This is a genomic window from Novosphingobium sp. RL4 (genome assembly GCF_035658495.1).
In the GTDB taxonomy this organism is placed as follows: domain Bacteria; phylum Pseudomonadota; class Alphaproteobacteria; order Sphingomonadales; family Sphingomonadaceae; genus Novosphingobium.
Map to the genome: position 1 here is coordinate 407,416 of NZ_CP141945.1, position 22,295 is coordinate 429,710.

General features: G+C 64.7%; 17 protein-coding genes. 7 read left to right on the forward strand and 10 right to left on the reverse strand.

What is annotated here, in order from left to right; translation table 11 throughout:
- Positions 1 to 5: 5 nt before the first annotated feature.
- From U9J33_RS19065 to U9J33_RS19100, 8 genes are all read right to left on the reverse strand, one after another.
- Entirely contained in the window at positions 6 to 1,316 is a 1,311-nt protein-coding gene (locus tag U9J33_RS19065; protein ID WP_324699707.1) for an MFS transporter, read from the reverse strand.
- A gap of 31 nt (positions 1,317 to 1,347) precedes the next feature.
- On the reverse strand, positions 1,348 to 2,010 hold the full coding sequence (locus tag U9J33_RS19070; RefSeq protein ID WP_185999820.1) for a glutathione S-transferase: 663 nt from the start codon (positions 2,008 to 2,010) through the stop codon (positions 1,348 to 1,350).
- Positions 2,007 to 3,017 (reverse strand): rhodanese-related sulfurtransferase, encoded by a 1,011-nt coding sequence (locus U9J33_RS19075; RefSeq protein ID WP_185999821.1) that lies wholly within the window; start codon positions 3,015 to 3,017, stop codon positions 2,007 to 2,009. Before U9J33_RS19075 ends, U9J33_RS19070 begins: the two co-directional genes overlap by 4 nt.
- A gap of 70 nt (positions 3,018 to 3,087) precedes the next feature.
- Complete coding sequence (locus U9J33_RS19080) at positions 3,088 to 4,167, reverse strand: acyltransferase family protein (RefSeq protein ID WP_186000159.1); 1,080 nt, start codon at positions 4,165 to 4,167, stop codon at positions 3,088 to 3,090.
- 212 nt (positions 4,168 to 4,379) lie between these two features.
- Entirely contained in the window at positions 4,380 to 5,801 is a 1,422-nt protein-coding gene (locus U9J33_RS19085) for a sugar porter family MFS transporter (RefSeq protein WP_054439100.1), read from the reverse strand.
- Between the two features lie 68 nt (positions 5,802 to 5,869).
- On the reverse strand, positions 5,870 to 6,730 hold the full coding sequence (locus U9J33_RS19090; protein WP_231636023.1) for an SMP-30/gluconolactonase/LRE family protein: 861 nt from the start codon (positions 6,728 to 6,730) through the stop codon (positions 5,870 to 5,872).
- Position 6,731: 1 nt separating this feature from the next.
- Positions 6,732 to 7,499 carry an SDR family NAD(P)-dependent oxidoreductase gene (locus tag U9J33_RS19095; protein ID WP_207906131.1) on the reverse strand — a complete coding sequence of 256 codons (768 nt, stop codon included), beginning with the start codon at positions 7,497 to 7,499 and terminating at the stop codon, positions 6,732 to 6,734.
- Complete coding sequence (locus tag U9J33_RS19100; protein ID WP_185999823.1) at positions 7,496 to 8,599, reverse strand: fumarylacetoacetate hydrolase family protein; 1,104 nt, start codon at positions 8,597 to 8,599, stop codon at positions 7,496 to 7,498. The genes U9J33_RS19095 and U9J33_RS19100 overlap by 4 nt, the downstream gene beginning before the upstream one ends.
- 232 nt (positions 8,600 to 8,831) lie before the next feature.
- Here U9J33_RS19100 and U9J33_RS19105 point away from each other — a divergent pair, with 232 nt between their 5' ends.
- The 5 genes from U9J33_RS19105 (at position 8,832) to U9J33_RS19125 (ending at position 15,584) form a co-directional block, all read left to right on the forward strand.
- Positions 8,832 to 10,877, forward strand: coding sequence for a carbon starvation CstA family protein (locus U9J33_RS19105; protein WP_185999824.1), 2,046 nt, complete (start codon positions 8,832 to 8,834; stop codon positions 10,875 to 10,877).
- Positions 10,874 to 11,059: a YbdD/YjiX family protein gene (locus U9J33_RS19110; RefSeq protein WP_054436014.1), complete on the forward strand. Its 186-nt coding sequence runs from the start codon at positions 10,874 to 10,876 to the stop codon at positions 11,057 to 11,059. The genes U9J33_RS19105 and U9J33_RS19110 overlap by 4 nt, the downstream gene beginning before the upstream one ends.
- A 203-nt stretch (positions 11,060 to 11,262) precedes the next feature.
- On the forward strand, positions 11,263 to 13,395 hold the full coding sequence (locus U9J33_RS19115; RefSeq protein ID WP_185999825.1) for a TonB-dependent siderophore receptor: 2,133 nt from the start codon (positions 11,263 to 11,265) through the stop codon (positions 13,393 to 13,395).
- 381 nt (positions 13,396 to 13,776) lie between these two features.
- Complete coding sequence (locus U9J33_RS19120; RefSeq protein ID WP_420719913.1) at positions 13,777 to 15,018, forward strand: MASE1 domain-containing protein; 1,242 nt, start codon at positions 13,777 to 13,779, stop codon at positions 15,016 to 15,018.
- Positions 14,961 to 15,584 carry a GGDEF domain-containing protein gene (locus U9J33_RS19125; protein WP_324699709.1) on the forward strand — a complete coding sequence of 208 codons (624 nt, stop codon included), beginning with the start codon at positions 14,961 to 14,963 and terminating at the stop codon, positions 15,582 to 15,584. The genes U9J33_RS19120 and U9J33_RS19125 overlap by 58 nt, the downstream gene beginning before the upstream one ends.
- Here U9J33_RS19125 and U9J33_RS19130 read toward each other — a convergent pair.
- Positions 15,581 to 16,417 (reverse strand): LysR family transcriptional regulator, encoded by an 837-nt coding sequence (locus tag U9J33_RS19130; protein WP_132469237.1) that lies wholly within the window; start codon positions 16,415 to 16,417, stop codon positions 15,581 to 15,583. The genes U9J33_RS19125 and U9J33_RS19130 overlap by 4 nt on opposite strands.
- Before the next feature lie 97 nt (positions 16,418 to 16,514).
- Between U9J33_RS19130 and U9J33_RS19135 the strand changes: the two genes are divergently transcribed.
- Both U9J33_RS19135 and U9J33_RS19140 read left to right on the forward strand, forming a co-directional pair.
- Positions 16,515 to 17,966, forward strand: coding sequence for an amidohydrolase family protein (locus U9J33_RS19135; protein ID WP_054436011.1), 1,452 nt, complete (start codon positions 16,515 to 16,517; stop codon positions 17,964 to 17,966).
- Positions 17,963 to 19,141 (forward strand): amidohydrolase family protein, encoded by a 1,179-nt coding sequence (locus U9J33_RS19140; RefSeq protein ID WP_324699710.1) that lies wholly within the window; start codon positions 17,963 to 17,965, stop codon positions 19,139 to 19,141. Before U9J33_RS19135 ends, U9J33_RS19140 begins: the two co-directional genes overlap by 4 nt.
- Before the next feature lie 96 nt (positions 19,142 to 19,237).
- Here the strand turns inward: U9J33_RS19140 and U9J33_RS19145 are convergent, their stop codons facing one another.
- Entirely contained in the window at positions 19,238 to 22,162 is a 2,925-nt protein-coding gene (locus U9J33_RS19145) for a TonB-dependent receptor domain-containing protein (RefSeq protein WP_185999829.1), read from the reverse strand.
- Between the last annotated feature and the right edge of the window lie 133 nt (positions 22,163 to 22,295).

Consider the following 22,295-nt stretch of genomic DNA (forward strand, 5'->3'; position numbering starts at 1 on the left):
CCCGGTCAGATGACGAAGTCCCGTTCGGTGCTCTTGCGGATAGTCAGGAGCCCGATCAGGGTCAGCACGGCCGCGCCGGAGATATAAGCGCCCACGAACAGCACCCCGCCCCGGTCCGCCAGTGTCTGCGCGATCATCGGGGCAAAGCCGCCGCCCAGAATCCCGCCGACATTGAAGGCGATCGACGCCCCCGTATAGCGCACGCGGGCACTGAACAGCTGCGGAAGCAGAGAGGCCAGCGGGCCGTAGACCAGCCCCATCGTGAACAGGCCAAGGCAAAGGAACACCGCGATCGCCGCCAGCGATCCCGCTCCGAACATCGGGCCCATCGCCAGTCCCACGATAACCGCAACGACACTGCCGAAAATCAGCACGCCGCGCGAACTCCAACGGTCCGCCGCATAGCCTGCCACCACGATGCCGACCGCCATGAACAGGATGGCGAAAAGCTGCACGCCGAGGAACGCCTGCCGGTCATAGCCAAGCGTGGTCGTGCCATATCCCAGGGCGAAGGCGGTGGTCAGGTAATAGATCGCAAAGCAGGCGACGACGGCGAAAGTCCCCGCCAGGGTCTGGCGCAGATGCGTCCTGAACAATTCGACGAGCGGGATCGACCGGGCAGGCTCGTGTTCGAGAACGGCCGCGAAGGACGGCGTTTCCGAAAGGCGGAAGCGGATCCACAGGCCCAGTCCCACCAGCACCGCGCTCAATACGAAAGGAATGCGCCAGCCCCAGGTCGCGAAATCGCTATCGCTCAGCGTCATGGTCAGCACGAGGAACAGGCCGTTCGCGGCAATGAAGCCGACCGGCGCACCCAGCTGCGGGAACATCCCGAACCGTGCGCGATAACCCGGCGGCGCATTCTCCACCGCGAGCAGCGCCGCGCCGCCCCACTCTCCGCCAAGCCCGAGCCCTTGCGCGAAGCGCAGCACGCAGAGCATCAGCGGCGCCAGCCAGCCGGCGCTCTCGTAAGTCGGCAGGAAGCCGATCAGCACGGTCGCCCCGCCCATCAGCAGCAGCGACGCCACCAGGGTGGACTTGCGCCCGACACGGTCGCCGAAATGGCCGAACAGCGTTGCCCCTACCGGACGCGCGATGAAGGCGATGCCGAAGCTGGCGTACGCCGCAAGCTGCTGCACCGAGGCGGAATGGGCCGGGAAGAACAGCGGCCCGAACACCAGGGCGGCGGCTGTGGCGTAAATATAGAAATCGTAGAATTCGACGGCTGTGCCGACGAGGCTGGCAACCAGCACCCGCGCATTGCTGCGGTAGACGTTCTGCTGCGGCACATCGCCGGGAATCGTCTTCGTCGCCATCACTTAGCCCTCATCATCGCTTCAGGCCGCCTTACTGGATTTGGCCGGACGGTCCATCCCCGATCGCGAAGGGCACCGCGTTATCGCCCTCCTGCCATGGCGACAACCGCACCATGATCGAAGCGAAGAGCGCCGAACCGAGATGGTCTTCGAGCCAAGCCTTGAGATGCGGCAGGGGCAGGCCGCCGAACCATGCCGGATCGGTCGCGGCGAACTGTCGCACGAAAGGCATGATCGCGGCATCGGCGAGCCCTCGCGCGCTTCCGCAAAGCTGCCCTTCCGGGGCGATCCGCGCATCCAGTTCTCGAAGGAACGTCAGGCCGCCTTCCCGGTGGACCAGCGGATCGGCGCCATGACGATCGGGGTACTTGTAGCGATCGAGGTCGTGCTTGAAGGGACCGTCGTTCGCCGCGATCAGCGCGGGATCGTCACGCCCGAGCCAGCCCTCGGGATCGTGCCGCGCCAGCGCCCAGCGCATGATATCGATGCTCTGGTCGACCACCGCGCCCTCATGCAGGACCAGCACCGGCACCGTCCCCTTGGGCGAAGCCTCCAGCATCGCCGCCGGTTTGGCCGACAACTTGATCTCGCGAATGTCGCAGCCGGCACCCGCGATCATCAACGCCAGCCTCGCCCGCATGGCGTAGGGACAGCGCCGGAAGCTGTAGAGGACGGGGCGCGCGTTCGCGGTCACTGCGGTCGGTCTGCGGCGGCGTCCTCTTTGCCCGTGCGAACGGCGCCGACATGGGCCTGACCGCGCGCCGCCGCCAGTTCCTCCTGCCGGTGTCGCTCGCGGTAAGAGGCGCGCTGTTCGTCCGTGCGTTCGTCATGGCAGGCCGGACAACTGACCCCGGGCTCGTATCGGTCCGACCGGCTCTCGGCCGCGCTGACCGGGCGGCGGCAGGCATGGCACAGCAGATGCGTGCCCTCGACCAACCCATGCCCGATCGTCACCCGCTGATCGAACACGAAGCATTCGCCCTGCCACATGCTTTCCTGCGGGGAGACCGTCTCCAGATACTTGAGAATGCCGCCCTTGAGATGGAATACATCCTCCACGCCTTCCTGCTTGAGGAACGCGGTGGACTTCTCGCAGCGGATACCGCCGGTGCAGAACATCGCCACTTTCGGCGGCTTGCCCTCGCCCAGCAGGCGCTCGCGCTCGGCCCGGAACCATTCGGGAAACTCGCGGAAAGTGCGCGTGCCGGGATCGATCGCCCCCTCGAAAGTGCCGACGGCGACTTCATAGTCGTTGCGTGTGTCGATCACGATCGTATCGGGATCGGAAATGAGCGCGTTCCAGTCCTGCGGTTCGACGTAAGTGCCCACGATCGCCAGCGGATCGATGTCCGGCTCGCCCATGGTCACGATCTCGCGCTTGATGCGCACCTTCATGCGGTGGAACGGCATCGTCTCGGCGCTGGAGAGCTTCACGTCCAGTGCCGAACAGCCCGGCAAGGCGCGGATATGCTCAAGCAGGCGTGCAATCGCTTCGTGCGTACCGGCGACCGTGCCGTTGATGCCCTCATGCGCCACCAGCAGGGTGCCCTTGATCCCCTGCTCCTCGCAAAGCCGCAAAAGCGGCGTGCGCACGCTGTCGCAATCCGCGAAAGGCGTGAATTGATAGAGCGCGGCCACGCTTAGCGGCAACGGCTTCACCGCTCCGCCCGAGGCTTCCGTTTCGACACGACCAGTATGCATGGCGCGCCCATAGCGCGGAATCGCGGCATTGGGAACGGCGCGATTCCAGAGAGGCCCGGCCGAAAGGGGATCAGGCCGCCCTGAGCCTGCCCCCGCTCAGGAGCCGCGCCGGTCCGGGCACTGTCCGCGCAAGCAAGGTGCCCACTACAACCACCGCGCCCAGAACGATCAGCGGCTGCGCAACCAGGTACACCGGATAGAGCGGCGCACCCAATTTTCCGAACAGGGCCCCGAGCACCGGCCCGCCCAGCCAGATCAGGATCAGGTGCGAACAGAACAGCAGGAAAACATAAGGCTCCATCTTCAGAAGCGCGCCCTTGGCGACACTTCCGGCCAGGGCCCAGGACAACCGCCAATAGGCCGCCGCAGCAGCGACACGCACCGCAAGGTCCAGCGCCGAAGTGCGGAGATCGACCGGCCGCCCGTCAAGCCGCAGCGAAAGATAGAGCTGCACCGGCATCACGAGCGCAAACGGCAAGACGCTCCACGCAAGGGGGGCCTTCGCCACACGCTCCGCCATGCCGCCGCGCTGTGCAAGAATGCCGAGGATGAAGAAGAACGGAATGGCCGCGCGCATGAAGACCGGCGGCCCGAAGCCGAAAATCTGGCAGAATGCCGCGCCCATCGCCAGAACCGCCAGTGCGCGGCTCGGCATCCTCACCAACAGCGGCGCCAGGACCATGCACAGGAAAAGATCGCGCAGGAAAGGCATCTGGACGTTGATGTCGGGATTTCGCGTGACGATGAAGATTTCCTCCACCACCCAGCGCACGGAATCCGGCGTCGGCGCCGGAAGGTGCCACAACCATGCGGAACCGGAAACCAGCAGCACCGCAAGCGCATTCCACAGGACCATGGGCACGAGGATCGTCCTGGCCTTGCGCCGCAGGTGGATGCGCCACTGCAGCGTGGTGCGCGATCCGGCCACCAGCCAGCCTGAAATCAACCCGAGCAGCGGCACGGCGCTGTGCCCGAAGATTTCCATCAGCACCCAGCGGAGATCTTCCTGCACGCTACCCCGTGCGAGTTCCAGATCATATCCGCTGAGGCCGGTCCAGGCATGGACGTAGACCACGCCGAGAATACAGATCACGCGCGCGATCGAGATAGCCTGAGACCGGCGAGCCCCGTGGTTCAGATTGTCCGGCAGACGATTGTCCCGCTCTTCGCAGGCATTCCAGAGGTTTGCTTGTCGCACAGCGTTCCTTTTGGCGGCCACATCCGGTCTGTGACCATCAAAACCGCCAAGGGCCACCGGGGCTGCCGCGCGACGCGACCGGTCGCCCCTCCGATCCGACGAAACGGATATTCATGCCGGAGTCCCAGGGCCGCCGCGGTGGAGCGCGGCGGCCCTGGGATTACTCAACCTTCCATCTGCTCCAGTTCGCGGCCCTTGGTCTCATTGACCATGGCCCGGACGAAGAAGAACGAAACGGCGGCGAAGAAGGCATAGCCGGTATAGGTCACCGCGAGGCCGGGGCTCACGGCCAGTGCCGGGAAGCTTACCGAAACCGCCGCATTGGCGATCCACTGCGCGAAGCCCGCAACCGCAAGGCCGGAACCACGGATCTGGTTGGGGAACATCTCGCCAAGCATGACCCACATGATCGGGCCCCAGCTCATATTGAAGAAGATCACGTAGAGGTTGGCGGCGACGAGCGCGATCACCCCGTTGTGGCCGGGGAGCGAAACCGCGCCGTCGGCGCCGGTCACGGCGGTGGAGAAAGCGTAGGCGACGGTCGCGAGCGTGGCCGCCATGCCCGCCGAGCCGATCAGCAACAGCGGCTTGCGGCCGATGCGGTCGACCATGGCAATGGTTGCAAGGCAGGCGCCGATCGAGAGCACGCCCGAGAGGATATTGGTCTGGAGCGCGTAGTCTTCCGAGAAGCCCACCGCTTCCCACAAGGTGGCGCCGTAGTAGAACACCACGTTGATGCCGACGAGCTGCTGGAATACCGCCAGGCCGATACCAGCCCAGACGATCGGGCGAACCCGGCCGCTGGCACGGTCGATCAGGTCGGAAAGCTTGGGCTTGTGATGGTCCGCAGCAAGGCTGGCCCGGATTTCAGAGACCTTGCGGTCTGCCTCGGCAGTGCCGAACAGGCGGGTAAGCACGGCGTGAGCGCGCTGTTCGTGACCCTTGACGACGAGGTAGCGCGGGCTTTCCGGGATGATCAGCAGGGCAAAGAAGTAGATCGCGGCCGGGATGGACTGCAACCAGAACATCCAGCGCCAGGCCGGCAGGTCAAGCCAGAGCGACTCGGTGGAGCCACCGGCAAACCGGGCCAGCACGAAATTGGCGACGAAGGCGCCGGTAAGGCCGGTGATGATCATGACCTGCTGCACGCTGGAAAGCCGGCCACGGATCGCTGCGGGCGTCACTTCCGAGATGTAGACCGGCGAAATCACGCTGGCCGCACCGACGCCGAGGCCGCCGATGATGCGCGCGATGATGAAGATCACCGAGGAACCGGCCGCGCCTGCCATGAGCGCGCTGAAGAAGAAGAGCACCGCCGCCAGCATCATCACGCCGCGCCGGCCGATGATGTCGGCCATGCGGCCCGCCGCGAACGCACCGATCGACGAGCCGACCAGGATCGCCCCGACATTGAAGCCGATGCCCAGCTTGCCAAGGTCGAAGGCGGCTTCGAGCCCCTTTTGGGTGCCGTTGATAACGCCGGAATCGTAGCCGAACATGAACCCGCCGATCGTGGCAACGGCCACGATGGCGATAATGAACGCCATGTTGATCCGGGCTTCGCCCCCGGTCTGCGCCGCAGTCATTCCTCTATTCCCCTTGATCGATATCATTCGATATTCTGTGTGTCTGGATGCGACCCCAGGTCGTGAACCTAGCTGTTGGCCAGATGAACCGGCAATCCGGAAACCCCGGCATCGAACATAAACAGATTGCCGGCAAGCGGCTGTGCCTCCAGTTCGGAAGCGGACAAGCCCTTGCGTGCGGTGGTGGCGAAGGCAGTGCGGAGGTCGGGGCCACCGAAGGCGATCTTGGTGACGTTTGCCACCGGGAATCTGACCGTAGCCATCAACTTGCCCGCCGGATCATAGCGCCTGACGGCCCAGCCGCCGAAAAGGCCGGTCCAGAGGCAGCCTTCGGCATCGATCACGCAGCCATCCGGCCATCCGGCGCCGTCCTCGATAGTGACGAACAGTTCCGGTTTCCCGAGCGCGCCGTCCTCGTCCACCGCAACGCGCCAGATGGTCTTGGCCAGCGTATCGGTGTGCCAGAGCGTCCGCCCGTCAGCGCTGATCGCCGGGCCATTGGTGATGACCACCTCCGGCAGTCCCGCATGCGCACAGTGCCCCTTGTCGAGCCGGTAGAGCGCGCCAGACGCCTCGGTCTCGCTGTCGTCCATGGAGCCCAGCCAGATGCGCCCGGAAGGGTCGGTGGCAGCGTCGTTCAGCCGGTTGCCCGGACGGGTCGGCTCGGGATTGTGCAGCAGCGCGAAGTCGCCGGTTTCCGGGCTGAAACGGTGCAGGCCGGTCTTGACCCCGACGATCATGTCGCCGCGTGCGGTCGGCAGTGCCCAGCCGATCTGGTCGGGCGCGTGCCACATGTCGAGCATGCCGCTGGCCGGGTCGTGGCGGTAGAGGCGATGCTCCTTGATGTCCACGAACCACAGGCGATCGCCTGTCCAGACCGGACCTTCGCCCAGCGTGGCGCCGACGTTGAGAATGGATTCAGGCGTCATGTCACCTCCAACCTGCATCGACGAAGTAGTCGTGCCCGGTGCACATGGCGCCGTCGTCTGAGGCGAGGAAGAGGCAGAGGGCGGCGACGTCGGCGGGCTGGATGCGGGCCTTGAGGCACTGTGCGGCCATGATCTCGGCCTCGCCCTCGGGGGTGTACCACTGTTTCTGGCGCGGGGTGTCGACATTGCCCGGCACGATCGTGTTGACGCGGATGTTGTCGGCGCCAAGGTCGCGCGCCATGGCCCGGGTCATGCCTTCCACCGCCGCCTTGGCGGTCTGGTAGAGCACGAGATCGGGCAGGCCGAGGTGCCAGCTGATCGAACCGAAGTTCAGGATCACGCCCCCGCCCTGCGCCTTCATGCCCGGCACCACCGCCTGCGCCGCGAAGAACTGGTGGCGCAGGTTCGTCGCCATGCGCTCGTCCCAGTAGGCCGGCGTCACTTCGTCGATGCCGTGCCGGTCATCGCTCGCGGCATTGTTGAGCAGCACGTCGACACCGCCGATCGCCTCGGCCAGCTCGGCCAGGACCGCGGCCGTCGCATCGAGATCGCGCAGATCGCAGGCGCGGAAATGCGTGCCCGGCAGCGCCGCGGACAGCGCCTCTCCGGCAGGGGCATTGATGTCGAGGAAGCCGACATGGGCGCCCTGCCCGGCAAACGCCTCGACAAGGCCCGCGCCGATGCCGGTGCCGCCGCCGGTGATGAGCACCCGCTTGCCCTTGAGGCTGGGATAGATGGCCGAATGGTTCGTCATGGATGTGATCTTCATGCCTTGAGCAGTCCGCGCGACAGCAGGTTGGCGTAAAACGCCCCGATTCCGGTGCTCCACGGCGCCGCATCGCGCGAGGTGACGACGCGGTTGGTGAGCTGGCCCAGCCGGTCGCTCTCGATCGTCACCACGTCGCCGACCTTGTGCGTGAAGCCGCGGCCTTCCTCGTCGCGGTCCTGCACCGGCGCGAACAGTGTGCCCAGGAACAGCACGAAGCCGTCGGGATACTGGTGCTCGCTCAGCGTCTGGCGCACGAGGTCGAGCGGATCGCGGCTGATCTCGGCCATGTTGCTCTTGCCGCTCAGCACGAAGCCGTCCTCGCCGGTGATCGAGAGCCGCACTTCGGCATCGCGCACATGGTCGATGGTGAAGCTCTCGTCGAACAGGCGCACCAGCGGACCGAGCGCGCAGGAGGCGTTGTTGTCCTTGGCCTTGCCCAGCAGCAGCGCCGAGCGCCCCTCGAAATCGCGCAGGTTCACGTCGTTGCCGAGCGTCGCGCCCACGGCCTTGCCGTCGCTGCCGACCAGCAGGGCGATCTCGGGCTCGGGGTTGTTCCAGCTCGAATCCGAGCGCACGCCGATCTCGGCGCCCACGCCCATGGTGGAAAGCACCGGCGACTTGGTGAACACTTCCGCGTCCGGCCCGATGGCGACTTCGAGATACTGCGACCACAGCCCGTCCTCGATCAGCGCGGCCTTGAGCTGGGCGGCGCTGTCGGAACCGGGCACCACCGAGCGGATCTGCCCGCCGATACGCGCTTCCAGCCGCTCGCGAATGGCGGCCGCCGCGCTCCAGTCACCCCGCGCGCGCTCCTCGATCACCCGCTCGATCGCGGAAGTGGCGAAAGTCACGCCGCAGGCCTTGACGCACTGGAGATCGACCGGGCTGAGCAGGTTCACCGCCGCCGCATCGAAGGCGCCCAGCCGCACCCCGCCCGCGCCCGAGAAATCGCCCGCCTCGACCAGCGCCGAAACCGTGGGCACCACGCCCGACATGTCGATCAGTTCGCCGCGCAGCACCAGGATCGGGCTAGGCCCCTCCCCAAAGTCCGCGCGGCCCACGAACGTTCCCTGCGCCCAGTCAGACGGCATCAGCGGCATGATATCACGGGATTCGACATATCCCTCCCTACTCCCGATTACTTTCTTTGATAGCGCTAACAAATGGAAAACGGGTTCCTTGTCAAGTGCCATTGCGAAGTGTTGCCACGGGCAGGCGAACAGGAAAGCCGGGCTTCACATCGCGAACATAATCGTGCAGCGAAGGCCGTGCCGGTTCCCGGCGGGAAAGAACGTGTCGTTACAGGCAGAACGCACGGCAGGAGAGAATGGCATGACGCGGCACCTCACATGGCTTCTGACCGGGCTTGCCGGCGTCATTGCCCTGGCCGTCGTCGCGCTGTCCCGCGGCGAAACCGTGAATGCGCTGTGGATCGTGATGGCCGCCGTATGCTGCTTCCTCGTCGCCTATCGCTACTATTCCCTGTTCATTGCCCGCCACGTCATGAAACTTGACCCTGCCCGGCCAACGCCCGCGATCCGCCGGGCCGACGGGCTTGACTATGTGGCAACCGACCGAACCGTGCTGTTCGGCCATCACTTCGCGGCCATCGCCGGCGCCGGGCCGCTGGTGGGCCCGGTACTGGCGGCGCAGATGGGCTATCTTCCCGGAACGCTCTGGATCATCGGCGGCGTCGTACTGGCAGGGGCGGTTCAGGACTTCATGGTCCTGTTCATATCGATGCGACGCGACGGACGCTCGCTCGGCGAACTGATCCGCATGGAAATGGGGCAGTGGGCGGGGACCATCGCCCTGTTCGGCGCTTTCATGATCATGGTCATCATCCTGGCCGTGCTCGCGCTCATCGTCGTCAAGGCGCTGGCGGAAAGCCCCTGGGGCATGTTCACGGTTGCGGCAACGGTACCCCTCGCCATGCTGATGGGTGCCTATACCCGGTGGATTCGCCCCGGACGGATCGGTGAAGTCTCGATCCTCGGCCTGCTCGGCCTGCTGGCTGCGATCGTCTACGGGCAGGCGGTGGCCCAGTCGCCAGTGTGGGGACCGCTGTTCACGTTCACGCCGGTACAGCTTTGCTGGATACTGATAAGCTACGGCGCGGTGGCATCGGTGCTGCCGGTATGGTTGCTCCTCGCGCCGCGAGACTATCTTTCGACCTTCCTCAAGATCGGCGCCATCGCCGCGCTTGCAATCGGCATCTTCATCATGGCGCCGCCGCTCAGGATGCCCGCCCTCACCGCTTTCGCGGCCGGTGGCGGCCCGGTCTTCTCGGGCGGGCTGTTTCCGTTCCTGTTCATCACCATCGCCTGCGGGGCCGTATCCGGCTTCCACGCGCTGATCGCCAGCGGTACCACGCCCAAGCTTATCGCCAGCGAGGCGGACGCCCCGCTGATCGGCTACGGCGCGATGCTGATGGAAGCCTTCGTGGCGATCATGGCGCTCGTCGGGGCCTCGATCCTCGATCCGGGCATCTACTTCACCATGAACAGCCCCGCCGCGCTGATCGGAACGGACGCGGCAAGCGCCGCCCATGCCGTGACCGCGATGGGCTTCCCCATCTCGCCCGACACCATCTCACGGACTGCCAGCGAGGTCGGCGAACACACCATCATATCCCGCGCCGGCGGTGCGCCGACGCTTGCCGTGGCAATGGCCGAAATCTTCTCGCACGTCGTGGGGGGCCCCGCGATGAAAGCCTTCTGGTATCACTTTGCGATCCTGTTCGAGGCGCTGTTCATCCTCACCGCCGTGGACGCCGGAACGCGCGCCGGGCGCTTCATGCTGCAGGACCTGATGGCGCTTGCCGTACCCGGCCTCAACGACCGCAAAAGCCACGTTCCCGGCCTCGTCGCTACCGGCCTGTGCGTGGCGGCCTGGGGTTTCTTCCTTTACCAGGGGGTGACGGACCCGCTGGGCGGCGTGAACACGCTCTGGCCGGTCTTCGGCATCTCGAACCAGATGCTCGCGGCGATCGCGCTCATGCTGGCGACGGCTGTGCTGTTCCGCATGAAACGTGACCGGTTTGCCTGGGTCACGCTGCTGCCGATGGCATGGTTGCTGGTCTGCACGCTTTCGGCCGGATGGCTCAAGCTGTTCTCGTCCGATCCCGCCGTGGGTTTCCTGGCCCATGCCTCCAAATTCTCCGAAGCGCTGGAAAACGGCACCGTGCTGGCTCCTGCGAAGACCGTGGAGCAGATGCAGCGCATCGTCTTCAACGACCGGGTGGACGCCGCTCTGGTCGCGGTGTTCCTCGCGGTCGTGATGTCGCTGATGGTCTTCACCTTGCGCACCTGCATCGCCGCGCGCCGGAGCGCAGTGCCGACAGTGAGCGAGATCCCGTCGGAGCCCGTAGCAGCATGAAAGCGCTGGCAGACACCCTGCGCCGCACCGCGCGACTCATGGTAGGCGTGCCGGATTACGAGGATTATTGCCGCCATATGCAGGCGCATCACCCCGAGCTTCCGGTCATGGACCACACGACGTTCTTCCGAAACCGGCAGGAAGCCCGTTACGGCGGAAAGAACGGCGGACGCTGCTGCTGAAGGCAGCGGCGACTGTTTCAAAACGAAAACTCGCCTGCCGCCGGAGCGGCCCCCGAGTCGTGCCCGCACGCCTGCTGTTGCCAACAAGTGACAGGGGATGGGAAACGATTGCGATGCCGACAGGAAACCTTCGAGGAATATTGCGATCAATTCGCAGTATCACTAGTGGCGCGATCGCGACGTATTCTCGAAAGGCATAACCAATGTTCCGAACGACGGCCCGCAGCCGGCTTCTCGTGGGAGTGGCCACTGGCATGATGGCGATCTCCAGTCTCCCCTCGCTGGCCCATGCCGCGGATGCCGACGATACGATCGTGGTAAAGGGCGACCGCTCTTCGACGGTCGCCTCTTCCGGGACCAAGAGCGATACGCCCATCGCCGAGACGCCCCAGTCGATCTCGGTGATCGATGCCGCGACGATCGCCGAACTCGGCATCCAGAACCTCAACCAGAGCCTACGTTACGTGGCGGGCGTAACCCCGGAAACACGCGGGTCTTCGGCCGAGGTCTATGACCAGTTCAAGCTGCGCGGATTCGATGCGCCGACCTACCTCGATGGCCTCAAGCTGTTCGGCAGCGCCAGCGGCTATGCGGTCCCGCAGGTGGACATGTCCCGTCTCGACCGCATTGAAGTGGTCAAGGGCCCGGCATCCGCGCTCTACGGCTCCTCAAGCCCGGGCGGTTTCGTGGCCGAGCAGAGCAAGCTGCCGATCGATCGTGACTTCTACGGCGCCGTTTCCGGCACTTACGGCAATTACAACAGCTATCGCCTCGACGGCGATGTCGGCGGCAAGGCCGGCGAAGACGTGCTCTGGCGCGTCTACGGTAGCGTCAACGGCGCCGACGCCCAGCAGCGCTACGGCAAGCGCCGCCGCCAGACGGTTTCCGGCGCGGTGACGCTCGGCGCGAACAGCGCGACCAGTCTCACGCTGCTGGCAGCCTATTCGCACGATCCGTTCAATGGCAACTACAGCGTGTTCCCCGCTGTGGGCACCTTGTTCAATGGCCCCGAAGGCCAGATCTCGACCAAGTTCTACGGCGGCGAGCCGGGCGACTTCTTCAAGCGCGAGCAGGCCGCAGGAACCTATATCCTGCGCCATGACTTCGGTGGAGACTGGGCATTCCGCTCCTCTGGCCGCTACCAGTACGTCAAGAGCAGCCTGGGCATCGTCTACACATCCGGCACCCCGGTGGCGGCTGGCAGCACGGTTTACAACCGCGCGTCCTATGCGACCAAGGAACACCTCAACAGCTGGACGATGGACAACCAGCTGACCGGCCATTTCGAAACAGGTCCGCTCAAGCACAGCGTGCTCTTGGGGGTCGACCGTCAGGTCGCACATTCGAACGAACTCTTTGCCTTCGGTTCGGCAACTCCGATCGACGTGTACAACCCCGTCTACGGCACGATGGACACGCCGCAGACCGCCTATGACGTGCCGGGCGGCGATGTCGGCTATACCGCGACGCGACAGCGCCAGCAGGGCATCTATGCGCAGGATCGCATCTCGCTCGGCGATCTCGATGTCACGCTGAGCGGCCGCCAGGACTGGGCGCGCCTCGAACAAGGCGGCTCCGTCCAGCACAACAAAAAGTTCACCTGGCGCGCTGCCGCTCTCTACAAAACGGAATTCGGCGTTGCGCCTTACGTAACCTACTCGACCTCGTTCGAGCCGCAATCCGCGGTGCTGGAAACGGGCGGACTTGCCAAGCCCTCGCTCGGCAAGCAGATCGAGGCTGGCGCCAAGTACCAGGTTCCCGGCACCGCCATCCTGCTGACCGGCGCCTGGTTCCAGATCAACCAGACCAACGTGGTGGTCTACAACCCGCTGACGTACGCCGCCTTCCAGTCCGGCGAAGTGCGTTCGCGCGGCGTCGAGGTGGAGGCCAGCGGTTCGCTGCCCTATGACTTCGACTTCCGCGTCGCCTTCAGCACGCAGAGCGTCAAGACGCTCAAGGACGTGGACGCCGACAAGATCGGCAAGGGTCTCGCCACGGTCGGCAAGGGCGGCATTTCGGCCAACCTCGCCTGGGCTCCCAAGTCCGGCTCGCTCGAAGGCTTCTCGATCGGCGGCGCGGTGCGGCATGTCGATCACGTCTATGCCGGCAGCGACGATGACAACGTCTCGATCTACACCCCCGCCTATACGGTGTTCGACGGCCTGATCCGCTACAATCTGGCCAAGGTCAGCCCCAGGCTCGCCGGTCTGACGCTGGGCCTCAACGCCACCAACATCTTCGACAAGAAGTACCTGACGAGCTGCTTCTCCGACTATAGCTGGTGCTGGTACGGCAACCGTCGCACGGTCCAGGGCACGATCGCCTATACCTGGTAAGCTTCGCGAAGCCCCGATCCGGGTACCGGGTCGGGGCTGACGGGCCAAATGAGCCCGCATCGATGCGTTCGGGGAACAATAACGAGAGATTGCAGTTAATTATCCGTGGGGTTGTTGCAGGCAGCAGTTATGGAGCAGCCAGCCATGACCAATGTGGACCGCACTTCGGGCAATGCCCGCAGACTCGATGTCATGTTTATCCTTGGCGCTACGGCGGCCTTGTGGTCGATCCTTATCGGCATCATTCTGCTGATCATATGATGCCGCAGACAGGCAGAACCGCCGCGCCGCACAGACTGGGCCGATCGGAAACGCGATATTTTTTCGAGCCTCGTCAATATCGAGTCGAAAATATCCGGACCCGCGTCTATCCTCGCTTCCGTGGGTAGCAGGAAACTTGGTCGGACGATCCCGCTGGCGGCGGGGATCGGCATTCTTTACTTTGCCATGGCCGCGGCGGCCTTGCATCTTACCAAAGGCGTGGACGGGATCGCCACAGTGTGGCCGTCCAGCGGGGTCGGCGTTGCAGGGCTTTTGCTGGCCGCACCGGGCGAGAGACGCTGGATCGTGCTTGCGATCGCCATGGCCAGCTTTGCGGCCAATTTCACGCCTCAGGGAAATTCCGTGCTCGCCGCCGGCTTCACTTTCGCCAACGTGATCGAAGCGATCATCGCGTTCAAGATCATGAACGGGATCGAGAAACAGGACGGCTCGCTGTTCCGCATCGCCGCCGTTATGCGTTTCTGCTGCGCCGCCCTCATTGCGGCCACCGTCAGCGCGACGATAGCCAGTCTGCTCATCGGCGACGGTTTCGGCCACATGTTCATTTCCTGGCTGATGACCGTCAGCCTCGGCATCATGATCGTGGTGCCGCTCATCATGAATTTCATGCGGGGGGACGGCCAGCCGCGATCCGGCATGAGCATTCGCGATGCCACGCGCACGGCCACGGTGCTCCTGCTCGTCGGCGTCACTTCTGCGGTGGTCTTTGCGCAGTCCACTTATCCGCTGCTGTTCCTGCCGCTGCTGAGTGTCCTCATGGCGACATACTTCATCGGTCCGACCGGAGCGACCTGCAGCACGCTGATGATCGCAGCGATCGGTTCGGTGGCTATCTGGCAGGAACATGGCCCGATCAGCCTGATGCACGCCAGCCATCCGGCTGAAGTGCTGTTCTTTCAGTTCTACCTGTTCACGCTGCTCGCTTCCGCCCTGCCGCTGGCCGCGCTCGTCAATACGCGGGACCGCAGCTTCAGCGAGGTGGAACGCGGCAAGCGCTGGCTGGAAATGTCCGAAAGCATCGCCAAAGTGGGGCATTGGCGACTGGAACTGCTGGAACGCCGGCTGTTCTGGTCAAGCGAGGTCTATCGCATTCACGGCCTCCCTCCGGAGCGTCCGCCTTCGCTCGACAATGCGATAGAGTTCTATCATCCCGAAGACCGCGTGCTCGTCGATAACGCGCTCACGCGCTCACGCGCTCACTGGACACTCTGCAGCCGGTCGATTTCGAGGCGCGCATCGTCCGTGCCGATGGCGCCATCCGCTACGTCTACAGTTGCAGCGAAGTGGAACTGCGGGATGACGGCAAGCCCGTCGCCATCTTCGGTATCTTCCAGGACGTGACCAATCGCGTGCTTGCGGCGATGGAACTCACCCATGCCCGTACCCGTGCCGAAGCCATGGCCGATCAGGCCATGCAGCTTGCCGAAACCGATCCGCTCACGGGCATCGCCAACCGGCGAAAGGCGATGATCGTACTGGACGCCGCAGTGGATCAGGCCGCAGCGCACGGCACGCCGCTCGCCGTCGCCTCGCTGGACATAGATCGCTTCAAGCAGATCAACGACCGTCTCGGCCATGCCGTTGGCGATCAGGTGCTTCGCCGTGTGGCGCAGACGTGCGCCGTTACCTTGCGCGGGTCGGATTTCGTCGGCCGGGTCGGGGGAGAGGAATTCGTCGTCATCCTTCCCGCGACAAGCACGGAAATGGCATTCGCCGTGGCCGAACGCGTCCGCCGGAGTGTGGAGCAGCTGGACTGGGCGCCGCTCGATCTCCAGCGGGTAACGGTGAGCATCGGCCTTACGAACCATGTCGCGGGCATGGACCGCGAGGGCCTGCTCGCGGAAGCCGACAGGGCGCTTTATCAGGCCAAGAACGAAGGCCGCAACCGCCTCAGGCAAGTGGGCTAACGCGCCGCCAGCACCGCGATCATGCGCTCGGTCAGTCCGGCCACGGGCCCCTGATCCTCGCGCGCATAAAGCGAGACGACCATCGGCGCGACGCCGCCGAACCTTTCATCCTGCCGCAGCCGGCTTCCGCGCGTTACCGCAAGCGGCAGCAGCGACACGCCCAGCCCGGCGGAAACGGCGGCAAGCACGCTTTGCAGGCTGCTGCCGGAAAAGGCGACATACCAGCGGCGGCCCTCCGCCTCGAGCTGCTCGAACATCGCCTCCCGGTAGAGGCCGCCCGCCGGGAAAGCCACGAGGGGTAAAGGGCCGGCATCTTCGCCCGCATCATCGATGGCGCGGAACCAGCCCAGCGGCTCCGGGAAGCTGCCACGGCAATCTGCCGATGCCCGGGCCTCCTTGACGATGACGACATCGAACTCACCCTGACGGTAGCGCGCGGCAAGATCGCGGCTAAGACCGGTGGTGACATCGATCCGCGTGCGACTGCTGTGTCCCGCGAAACTGGAGAAGGCTTCGGTCATCGCAGGCGAAGCCAGATCTTCCGGCAGCCCGATCGAGATCGCGGCCGTTCCTGCCGGATCGCGCAGCAGGGTCTGCGCTTCCTCGTCGAGCTGGAGAATGCGGCGGGCATGGCCGATCAGCCTTTCTCCCATCACGGTCAGGCGCACTGGCCGGGAATGCCTGTCGATCAGGGGATGGCCGGCCGCATCCTCCAGGCGTCCAAGTTGCTGGCTGATCGTGGACTGCGTCATCCCCAGCCGTTCGGCCGCCTGCGTGAAGTGCCCGGCATCGGCAATGGCAACGAAACTGCGAAGAAGGCGTGGGTCGAGCAAGCGTCATTCCTGAAATGGATAATATTCATTCCAACATCTAATTTGTGAATATCACGCCCGATTTGTAGATTGCAATGCGTCACAAAGGAGTTGTTCGATGAAGTGTCTTGCCCCGCTGGTCGCTGCGCTGATGGCCACCACCTCCCCGGCGATAGCAGCGGTCAGCCAGGGGGACGTCATCATCCGGCACGTCACCGTGATCGATGTCGAGCACGCCGCTGCGGAGAAGGAGCAGGCAGTCGTCCTGCGCGGGCAAGAAATCGTTGCCGTGGGCAAGGACAGGGAAATCGCACGCCAGTGGCAGGCGCAGAACGTGGTGGAGGGGAAAGACCGCTTCCTCATTCCCGGGCTCTGGGACATGCACGTCCACTTCGGCGGAGGGCCCGAACTGGTCGAGGAGAACAAGGCTCTCCTGCCCCTCTATGTCGCCAACGGGATCACCACGATACGCGACTGTTCGGGCGACCTGCCCGATCAGGTCCTGGCCTGGCGCGGTGAAATCGCGAGCGGCGACCTGTTCGGTCCGCGCCTGCTGACTTCCGGCGCCAAGATCGAAGGCATCGCTCCGATCTGGAAAGGCACCATCGAAGTCGGCAGCAAGGCCGATGTCGACGCCGCGCTTACCCGGCTGCAACAGCGCGACAAGGTCGATTTCGTCAAGATCACAGACAGCACGCTCGATCCGCAGTTGTTCCTTTACGCCGTCTCGCAGGCAAAGGCGCGAGGGCTGCGTTCCTCGGGGCACATACCCATGGCGCTGACGGTCGGCCAGGCGGTGGATGCGGGCATCAGTTCGATCGAGCATCTCGACTATGCATACAAGGCCGGCGTCAAGGACGAAGCCCGCATCGCCGCGGATTTCGCCGCGGGCCGGATTGACCGTACCGAAGCGAACCGCATGCTGGACAGCGGGTTCGATACCGCCACCGCCATGGCCGCCTATCGCGACTTCGCCGCAAAGGGCGTGTTCGTCACGCCCACCCTCAACGGAAGCCGCGTGATCGCCTGGCTCGACAGCGACGATCACGCAGACGATCCCTACCTCGCCTACATCGGCCCGAAGCTGCGCAAGACCTACGAATGGCGCGTCCAGCGCGCGGCGCAGGCCGATGCTGCGGGTATCGCCGCGCGGCACGAGCATTTCAACCGCATGGCCGCCATTCTCCCGCTGCTGGAAAAGGCAGGTGTGACGATCATCGCCGGAACGGATGCCGGATTTCTCAACTCCTTCAATTATCCCGGACAGGGCCTGCATGATGAACTCGGGCTGTTCGTGGCCGAAGGCCTGACCCCGGCTCAGGCGCTTTCGGCGGCGACGCGGGCCGGCCCCGCCTGGTTTGGCCAGCTGGATCGCTACGGCGCCATAAAGCCGAGAATGGCCGCCGACCTCGTCCTGCTCGATCGCGATCCGCTCAAGGACATTGCCGCGACGCGCGCGATCCATGCCGTGGTGATGGACGGCAAAGTCTATGACCGGGCCGCTCTTGACGGCATGCTGGTGCAGACGAAAACCAAGGTCGCAGCATGGAACGCGCAGGCCGCGCAATGATGGAGCGCCTTTTCACCAATGCCCTGCTGCCTGACGGCAGCGCCGCTGACCTTGCGGTTTCGGGCGGACGGTTCATCGAGATCAGCCCTCGCCTGCCGGGCGAACGTGCCGCCGAAACCATCGACCTTGAAGGGCGCCTTGTGGTGCCGGGCTTCGTCGATGGCCATATCCACCTCGACAAGAGCTTCTTCGGTGAGACATGGCAGCCCCACCGCCCAGCCGCCAGCCTGCGGGAGCGGCTCGCGGTGGAGAAGGCCATGCTTGCCGATGTCCGGCCGGTGACGGTGCGGGCCGACGTGCTGATCGGCCAGGCCGCCAGCCTCGGCACCGTGGCGATGCGCAGCCATGTGGACGTGGATGCCACCACCGGCCTATCTCATCTCCACGCGGTGATGGCCGCGCGGGAGAAATGGCGCGGCCACATGGATATCGAACTGGTGGCCTTTCCGCAGGCGGGCATCCTCACCTGCCCCGGCACCGCCGACGTGCTCGACGCCGCGATCAGGGAGGGGGCCGAAGTGATCGGCGGGATCGACCCGCTCGGCATGGACGGCGATTCTGAAGGGCATCTCGGCGTGGTCTTCGGCATCGCCGAGCGGCGCGGAGCCAGGATCGACATCCATCTCCACGAAGCGGGTGAAGGCGGCATCCGGCAGATCCTGCGCATCGCCGAACGGACGCGGGCATTGGGCATGGCCGGCCGGGTCGTGATCAGCCACGCCTATGCGCTGGGCGATGTTCCGGACGACTTGGTCGACAGTACCGCCCGCGCCCTTGCCGATGCCGGCGTTGCGATCATGACCAATGCGCCGGGAGATCGGGCGTTTCCGCCGATCCTGCGCCTGCGCGCGGCAGGGGTGCGCGTTTTTGCCGGAAACGACAATATCCGCGATGCCTGGTGGCCTTACGGCAATGGCGACATGCTGCAGCGGGCAATGCTGATCGGCTACCGTTCGGGCTTCCACACGGACGCACATCTGGAAATCGCGCTGGCCATGGCCACGACGGAAGCCGCCGCCGCTATCGGCCGCGAGGGCCATGGGCTGCTTCCCGGCGCGCGGGCCGATTTCGTCGCGATCCGGGCGCCCAATGCCGCAGCCGCCGTGGCCGCTCCGCCAACGGAACGCCTCGTGGTCCGCAACGGCATCTCCTCAGACCCTGCCGCCGCGATCTGACCCCGCACGCCAGAAGGCCCGCCCGGTCTTTCGACCGGACGGGCCTTCCTGATGACTGCGACCCCAGGGACAGGAGGAGTCGCCGTCCCTCCTGGATCAGAAGTTGGCGGTGAAGCCGACGAAGATCGTGCGGCCCAGCGCGTCGTAGACACCCGGATAGGTATTGCCGTTGCCGAAGCTCTGGAGCAGGCCTGCGGCGAGAACCGGCGGATCCTTGTCGAAGAGGTTGTTCACGCCCGCACGCAGGGTGAACTGCTTGTCGATCACCTGGGTCAGCGACAGATCGAAGTAGTTATAGGCATCGATCTTGCGGTTCACCACGCTGGGCGTGCCGGTCAGGAACGGATTGTCCGACAGGCTCGACAGCTTCGTGCCGCCGATATAGCGCCAGGACAGCGAGGCCGTGAAATCGCCCGGAGCCATCCAGGTCATGCGCGCAACGTGGCGCCATTCCGGATTGGGCTGGCCGCAGGTGTAGCCGAACATGCCCTTGCAGTCGTAAGTGCCCGCGCCCGGAAGCGGCTCTGCGATCTGGTTGATCAGGTAGGTGCCGACCATGCTCAGGTTCATGCGTCCGGCATTGCCGACGTTGAACGTGTAATCGGCGTTCACGTCGATGCCGGAGGTCTTGAGCGAGCCGGTATTGAGCGTGGTCGAAACGATGTAGCCGCTGTTCTGTCCGAAGATCACGCCCGAGGTCGGGTTACGGCGGAAGAGGCTGCAGTAGTAGGGATCGCCGGTCTGGATGCACTGGCTGATGATCAGCGAAGGTGCGATCTGGCCGATGTAGTCCTTCACCTTGATCGTGTAATAGTCGACCGAGAGCGAGAAATTGCGCAGCGCCTTGGGCGTCAGCACGAAGCCGGCCGTCCAGGTGTCCGCCGTTTCCGGCTTGAGGTCGCGGTTGCCGCCGCCCAGAGACGAGCACTGGTCGGCCGGGCATTCGGCGATGAAGCCGTATTGCGAAGGCGTTACGCCGCTGAGTTGGCAGGCTTCCAACGTAGCCGAAGGCGTATCACCGGCGCAAGGATCTGTACCACTGACATTCCCGACGGACTGCGAAGCGAACAGTTCGGTGATGTTCGGTGCGCGGATCGCGCGGTTGTAGCTGCCGCGCAGGCGAACGTCGTCAACCGGCTGCCAGCTCAGTTCGCCCTTGTAGGTGACGACGTTGAAGCTGGACTTGAAGCCCGTCGAATTCTGCTTGTTGTCATAGGCCGAGTAGCGGATGCCGCCATTGATCGTCAGCGAGCGGAAGAACGGCTTGTCCTCGATCAGCGGGACTTCGATTTCGCCGTAGGCTTCCTTCACGTTGATGATGCCGTCGGAATTGGTCGCACCGCCCTGCTGCGCCATTTCGTCGGCGTAGAAGTTCAGCGTCTCGCGGCGCTGTTCGGCACCCAGAGCGATACCGACGCCGCGATTGGCCCAGGGCACGGTGATGCCCTGCTCGCCAAGATCGCCGCTCAGCGTGGCGGAGAATACCCGCTGCGAATTGCGCGAAGACGTGTTGCTGGTCGAGAACAGCGTCTCGGCCTGATCGGCAGTGACGCCATAGGCCTGGAACACGTTGATCGGGACGCAGTTCGGGTTGGTGCCGGTGATGACCGACCGGCAGGTGGGAACGCCGTTGACGTTCACGACGTTCAGCGCGTCTGCCGCCTTGTTCTGGTCAACATCGTTGAGATAGCTCTCACGATACTTCACCAGCGAATAGAGGTAGCTGACATCGTAGCTGAAGCCGCCGCCGATATCGCCGCGAACACCCGCGCTGTAACGATAATCGTTGTACGTCAGGTCGTCCCGGCGGGGTGAGGTGGTCATGCGATAGGCCACGAATGCCGGGGCCGTCGTGTTGGTTCCGGCGGCGCTGCCGCAGATCACCTGGAGCTGGCTGTCGCTCGCCAGCGGGTTGTTGCAGGAAATGTCGAACGTGCGACCGGCCCAGATGCCCGAAGGCGCGACCTGCGAGAACGTATGGTCCCGCATGTACATGAAGCTGCCGTAGACCTCGACCGCCTTGCTCACTTCGAAGTGCGCGAAGCCGCCCGCCGTGATGCGTTCGTCAGAGCGCTGGAAGTAGTTGTCCGGCGCGTAGTTGTAGGCGTAGGCGCTGCCGTCGCCGTAAGGCAGGAAGGTCTGCGAACCGTCCGGATTGTTGACCTGCGCCTTGTTGAGATAGGGATTGCCCTGGGCCTGCGGCGTGATCGTGCCATAAGGCGTATTGCTGGAGCCGCCGCAATAGAGCCCGGTGCCCGCCTGATCGATCTGTTCGAGCGCGCAGGACGAAATGTCGCGGCTGGACTGGCGGACCGGGCTGAAGCTGCGATAGCCGCCGTAGACGGTGATGTTGCCCCGACCGTCGGCAAAGTTCTTGCCGGCCGAGATCGTGATGTCCTGCTTGCCGCCGTCGATCACCGACTTCGGCGCGAGATCGTAGCCACGACCGCTAACGATGTCGCGAACCGCGCCGTTGTTGTTGGTGTGCTGCGCGAAGCCGGCCTGCGCGTCGATGCGCACGCCGTCGAGGTCCTTCTTGAGCACGAAGTTGACGACGCCGGAAAGTGCGTCCGAACCGTAGACCGCCGAGGCGCCGCCCGACAGCACGTCGACCCGGTCGACCAGGCTGCTCGGCACGAAGTTGAGATTGACGGCCTGCTGCGGCAGCATGCGCTGGCCGTCGATCAGGACGAGCACGCGCTGCGAACCGAGGTTGCGCAAGTTGATCTTCGACGTACCGTCGGAGCCGTTCGAGACGTTCTCGTTAGCGTCGGCGGTGAACTGCGGCAGGCGGTTCAGCACCTGCTCGACGGTCGTGGCGCCCTGGTAACGGAACTCGTCGGAACCGACGACGGTCTGCGGGCTGTTGCTTTCGAGGTCCGGACGCTTGATGCGCGTGCCGGTCACGACGATGTCGGCGGCGGCGCCTTCGCCGGCCGGTGCTTCCTGTGCGTGCGCGGTGCCGGCGACGATCGCGGCCAGCGCGGCAGCGCAATAAAATTTCGTTTGACGACCCCTCATGGGTTTGACTCCCTTTTGAATGACGCCATTTTTGCGTCACATTTCCGGGGATGTCAAATACCGTATACTAAATATTATATCTCGCCTGAGATCGTGTCCTATCGGCCACGGTCGCCCCAACAGGCTCGGATCG

Excerpts from the sequence above, each read along its gene's own strand:
- U9J33_RS19115 (WP_185999825.1), top strand. The coding sequence starts at position 11,263 with ATGTTCCGAACGACGGCCCGCAGCCGGCTTCTCGTGGGAGTGGCCACT.
- U9J33_RS19105 (WP_185999824.1), top strand. The coding sequence starts at position 8,832 with ATGACGCGGCACCTCACATGGCTTCTGACCGGGCTTGCCGGCGTCATT.
- U9J33_RS19090 (WP_231636023.1), bottom strand. The coding sequence starts at position 6,730 with ATGACGCCTGAATCCATTCTCAACGTCGGCGCCACGCTGGGCGAAGGT.
- U9J33_RS19065 (WP_324699707.1), bottom strand. The coding sequence starts at position 1,316 with ATGGCGACGAAGACGATTCCCGGCGATGTGCCGCAGCAGAACGTCTAC.
- U9J33_RS19145 (WP_185999829.1), bottom strand. The coding sequence starts at position 22,162 with ATGAGGGGTCGTCAAACGAAATTTTATTGCGCTGCCGCGCTGGCCGCG.
- U9J33_RS19135 (WP_054436011.1), top strand. The coding sequence starts at position 16,515 with ATGAAGTGTCTTGCCCCGCTGGTCGCTGCGCTGATGGCCACCACCTCC.
- U9J33_RS19085 (WP_054439100.1), bottom strand. The coding sequence starts at position 5,801 with ATGACTGCGGCGCAGACCGGGGGCGAAGCCCGGATCAACATGGCGTTC.
- U9J33_RS19110 (WP_054436014.1), top strand. The coding sequence starts at position 10,874 with ATGAAAGCGCTGGCAGACACCCTGCGCCGCACCGCGCGACTCATGGTA.
- U9J33_RS19075 (WP_185999821.1), bottom strand. The coding sequence starts at position 3,017 with ATGCATACTGGTCGTGTCGAAACGGAAGCCTCGGGCGGAGCGGTGAAG.
- U9J33_RS19100 (WP_185999823.1), bottom strand. The coding sequence starts at position 8,599 with ATGCCGCTGATGCCGTCTGACTGGGCGCAGGGAACGTTCGTGGGCCGC.
- U9J33_RS19095 (WP_207906131.1), bottom strand. The coding sequence starts at position 7,499 with ATGAAGATCACATCCATGACGAACCATTCGGCCATCTATCCCAGCCTC.
- U9J33_RS19140 (WP_324699710.1), top strand. The coding sequence starts at position 17,963 with ATGATGGAGCGCCTTTTCACCAATGCCCTGCTGCCTGACGGCAGCGCC.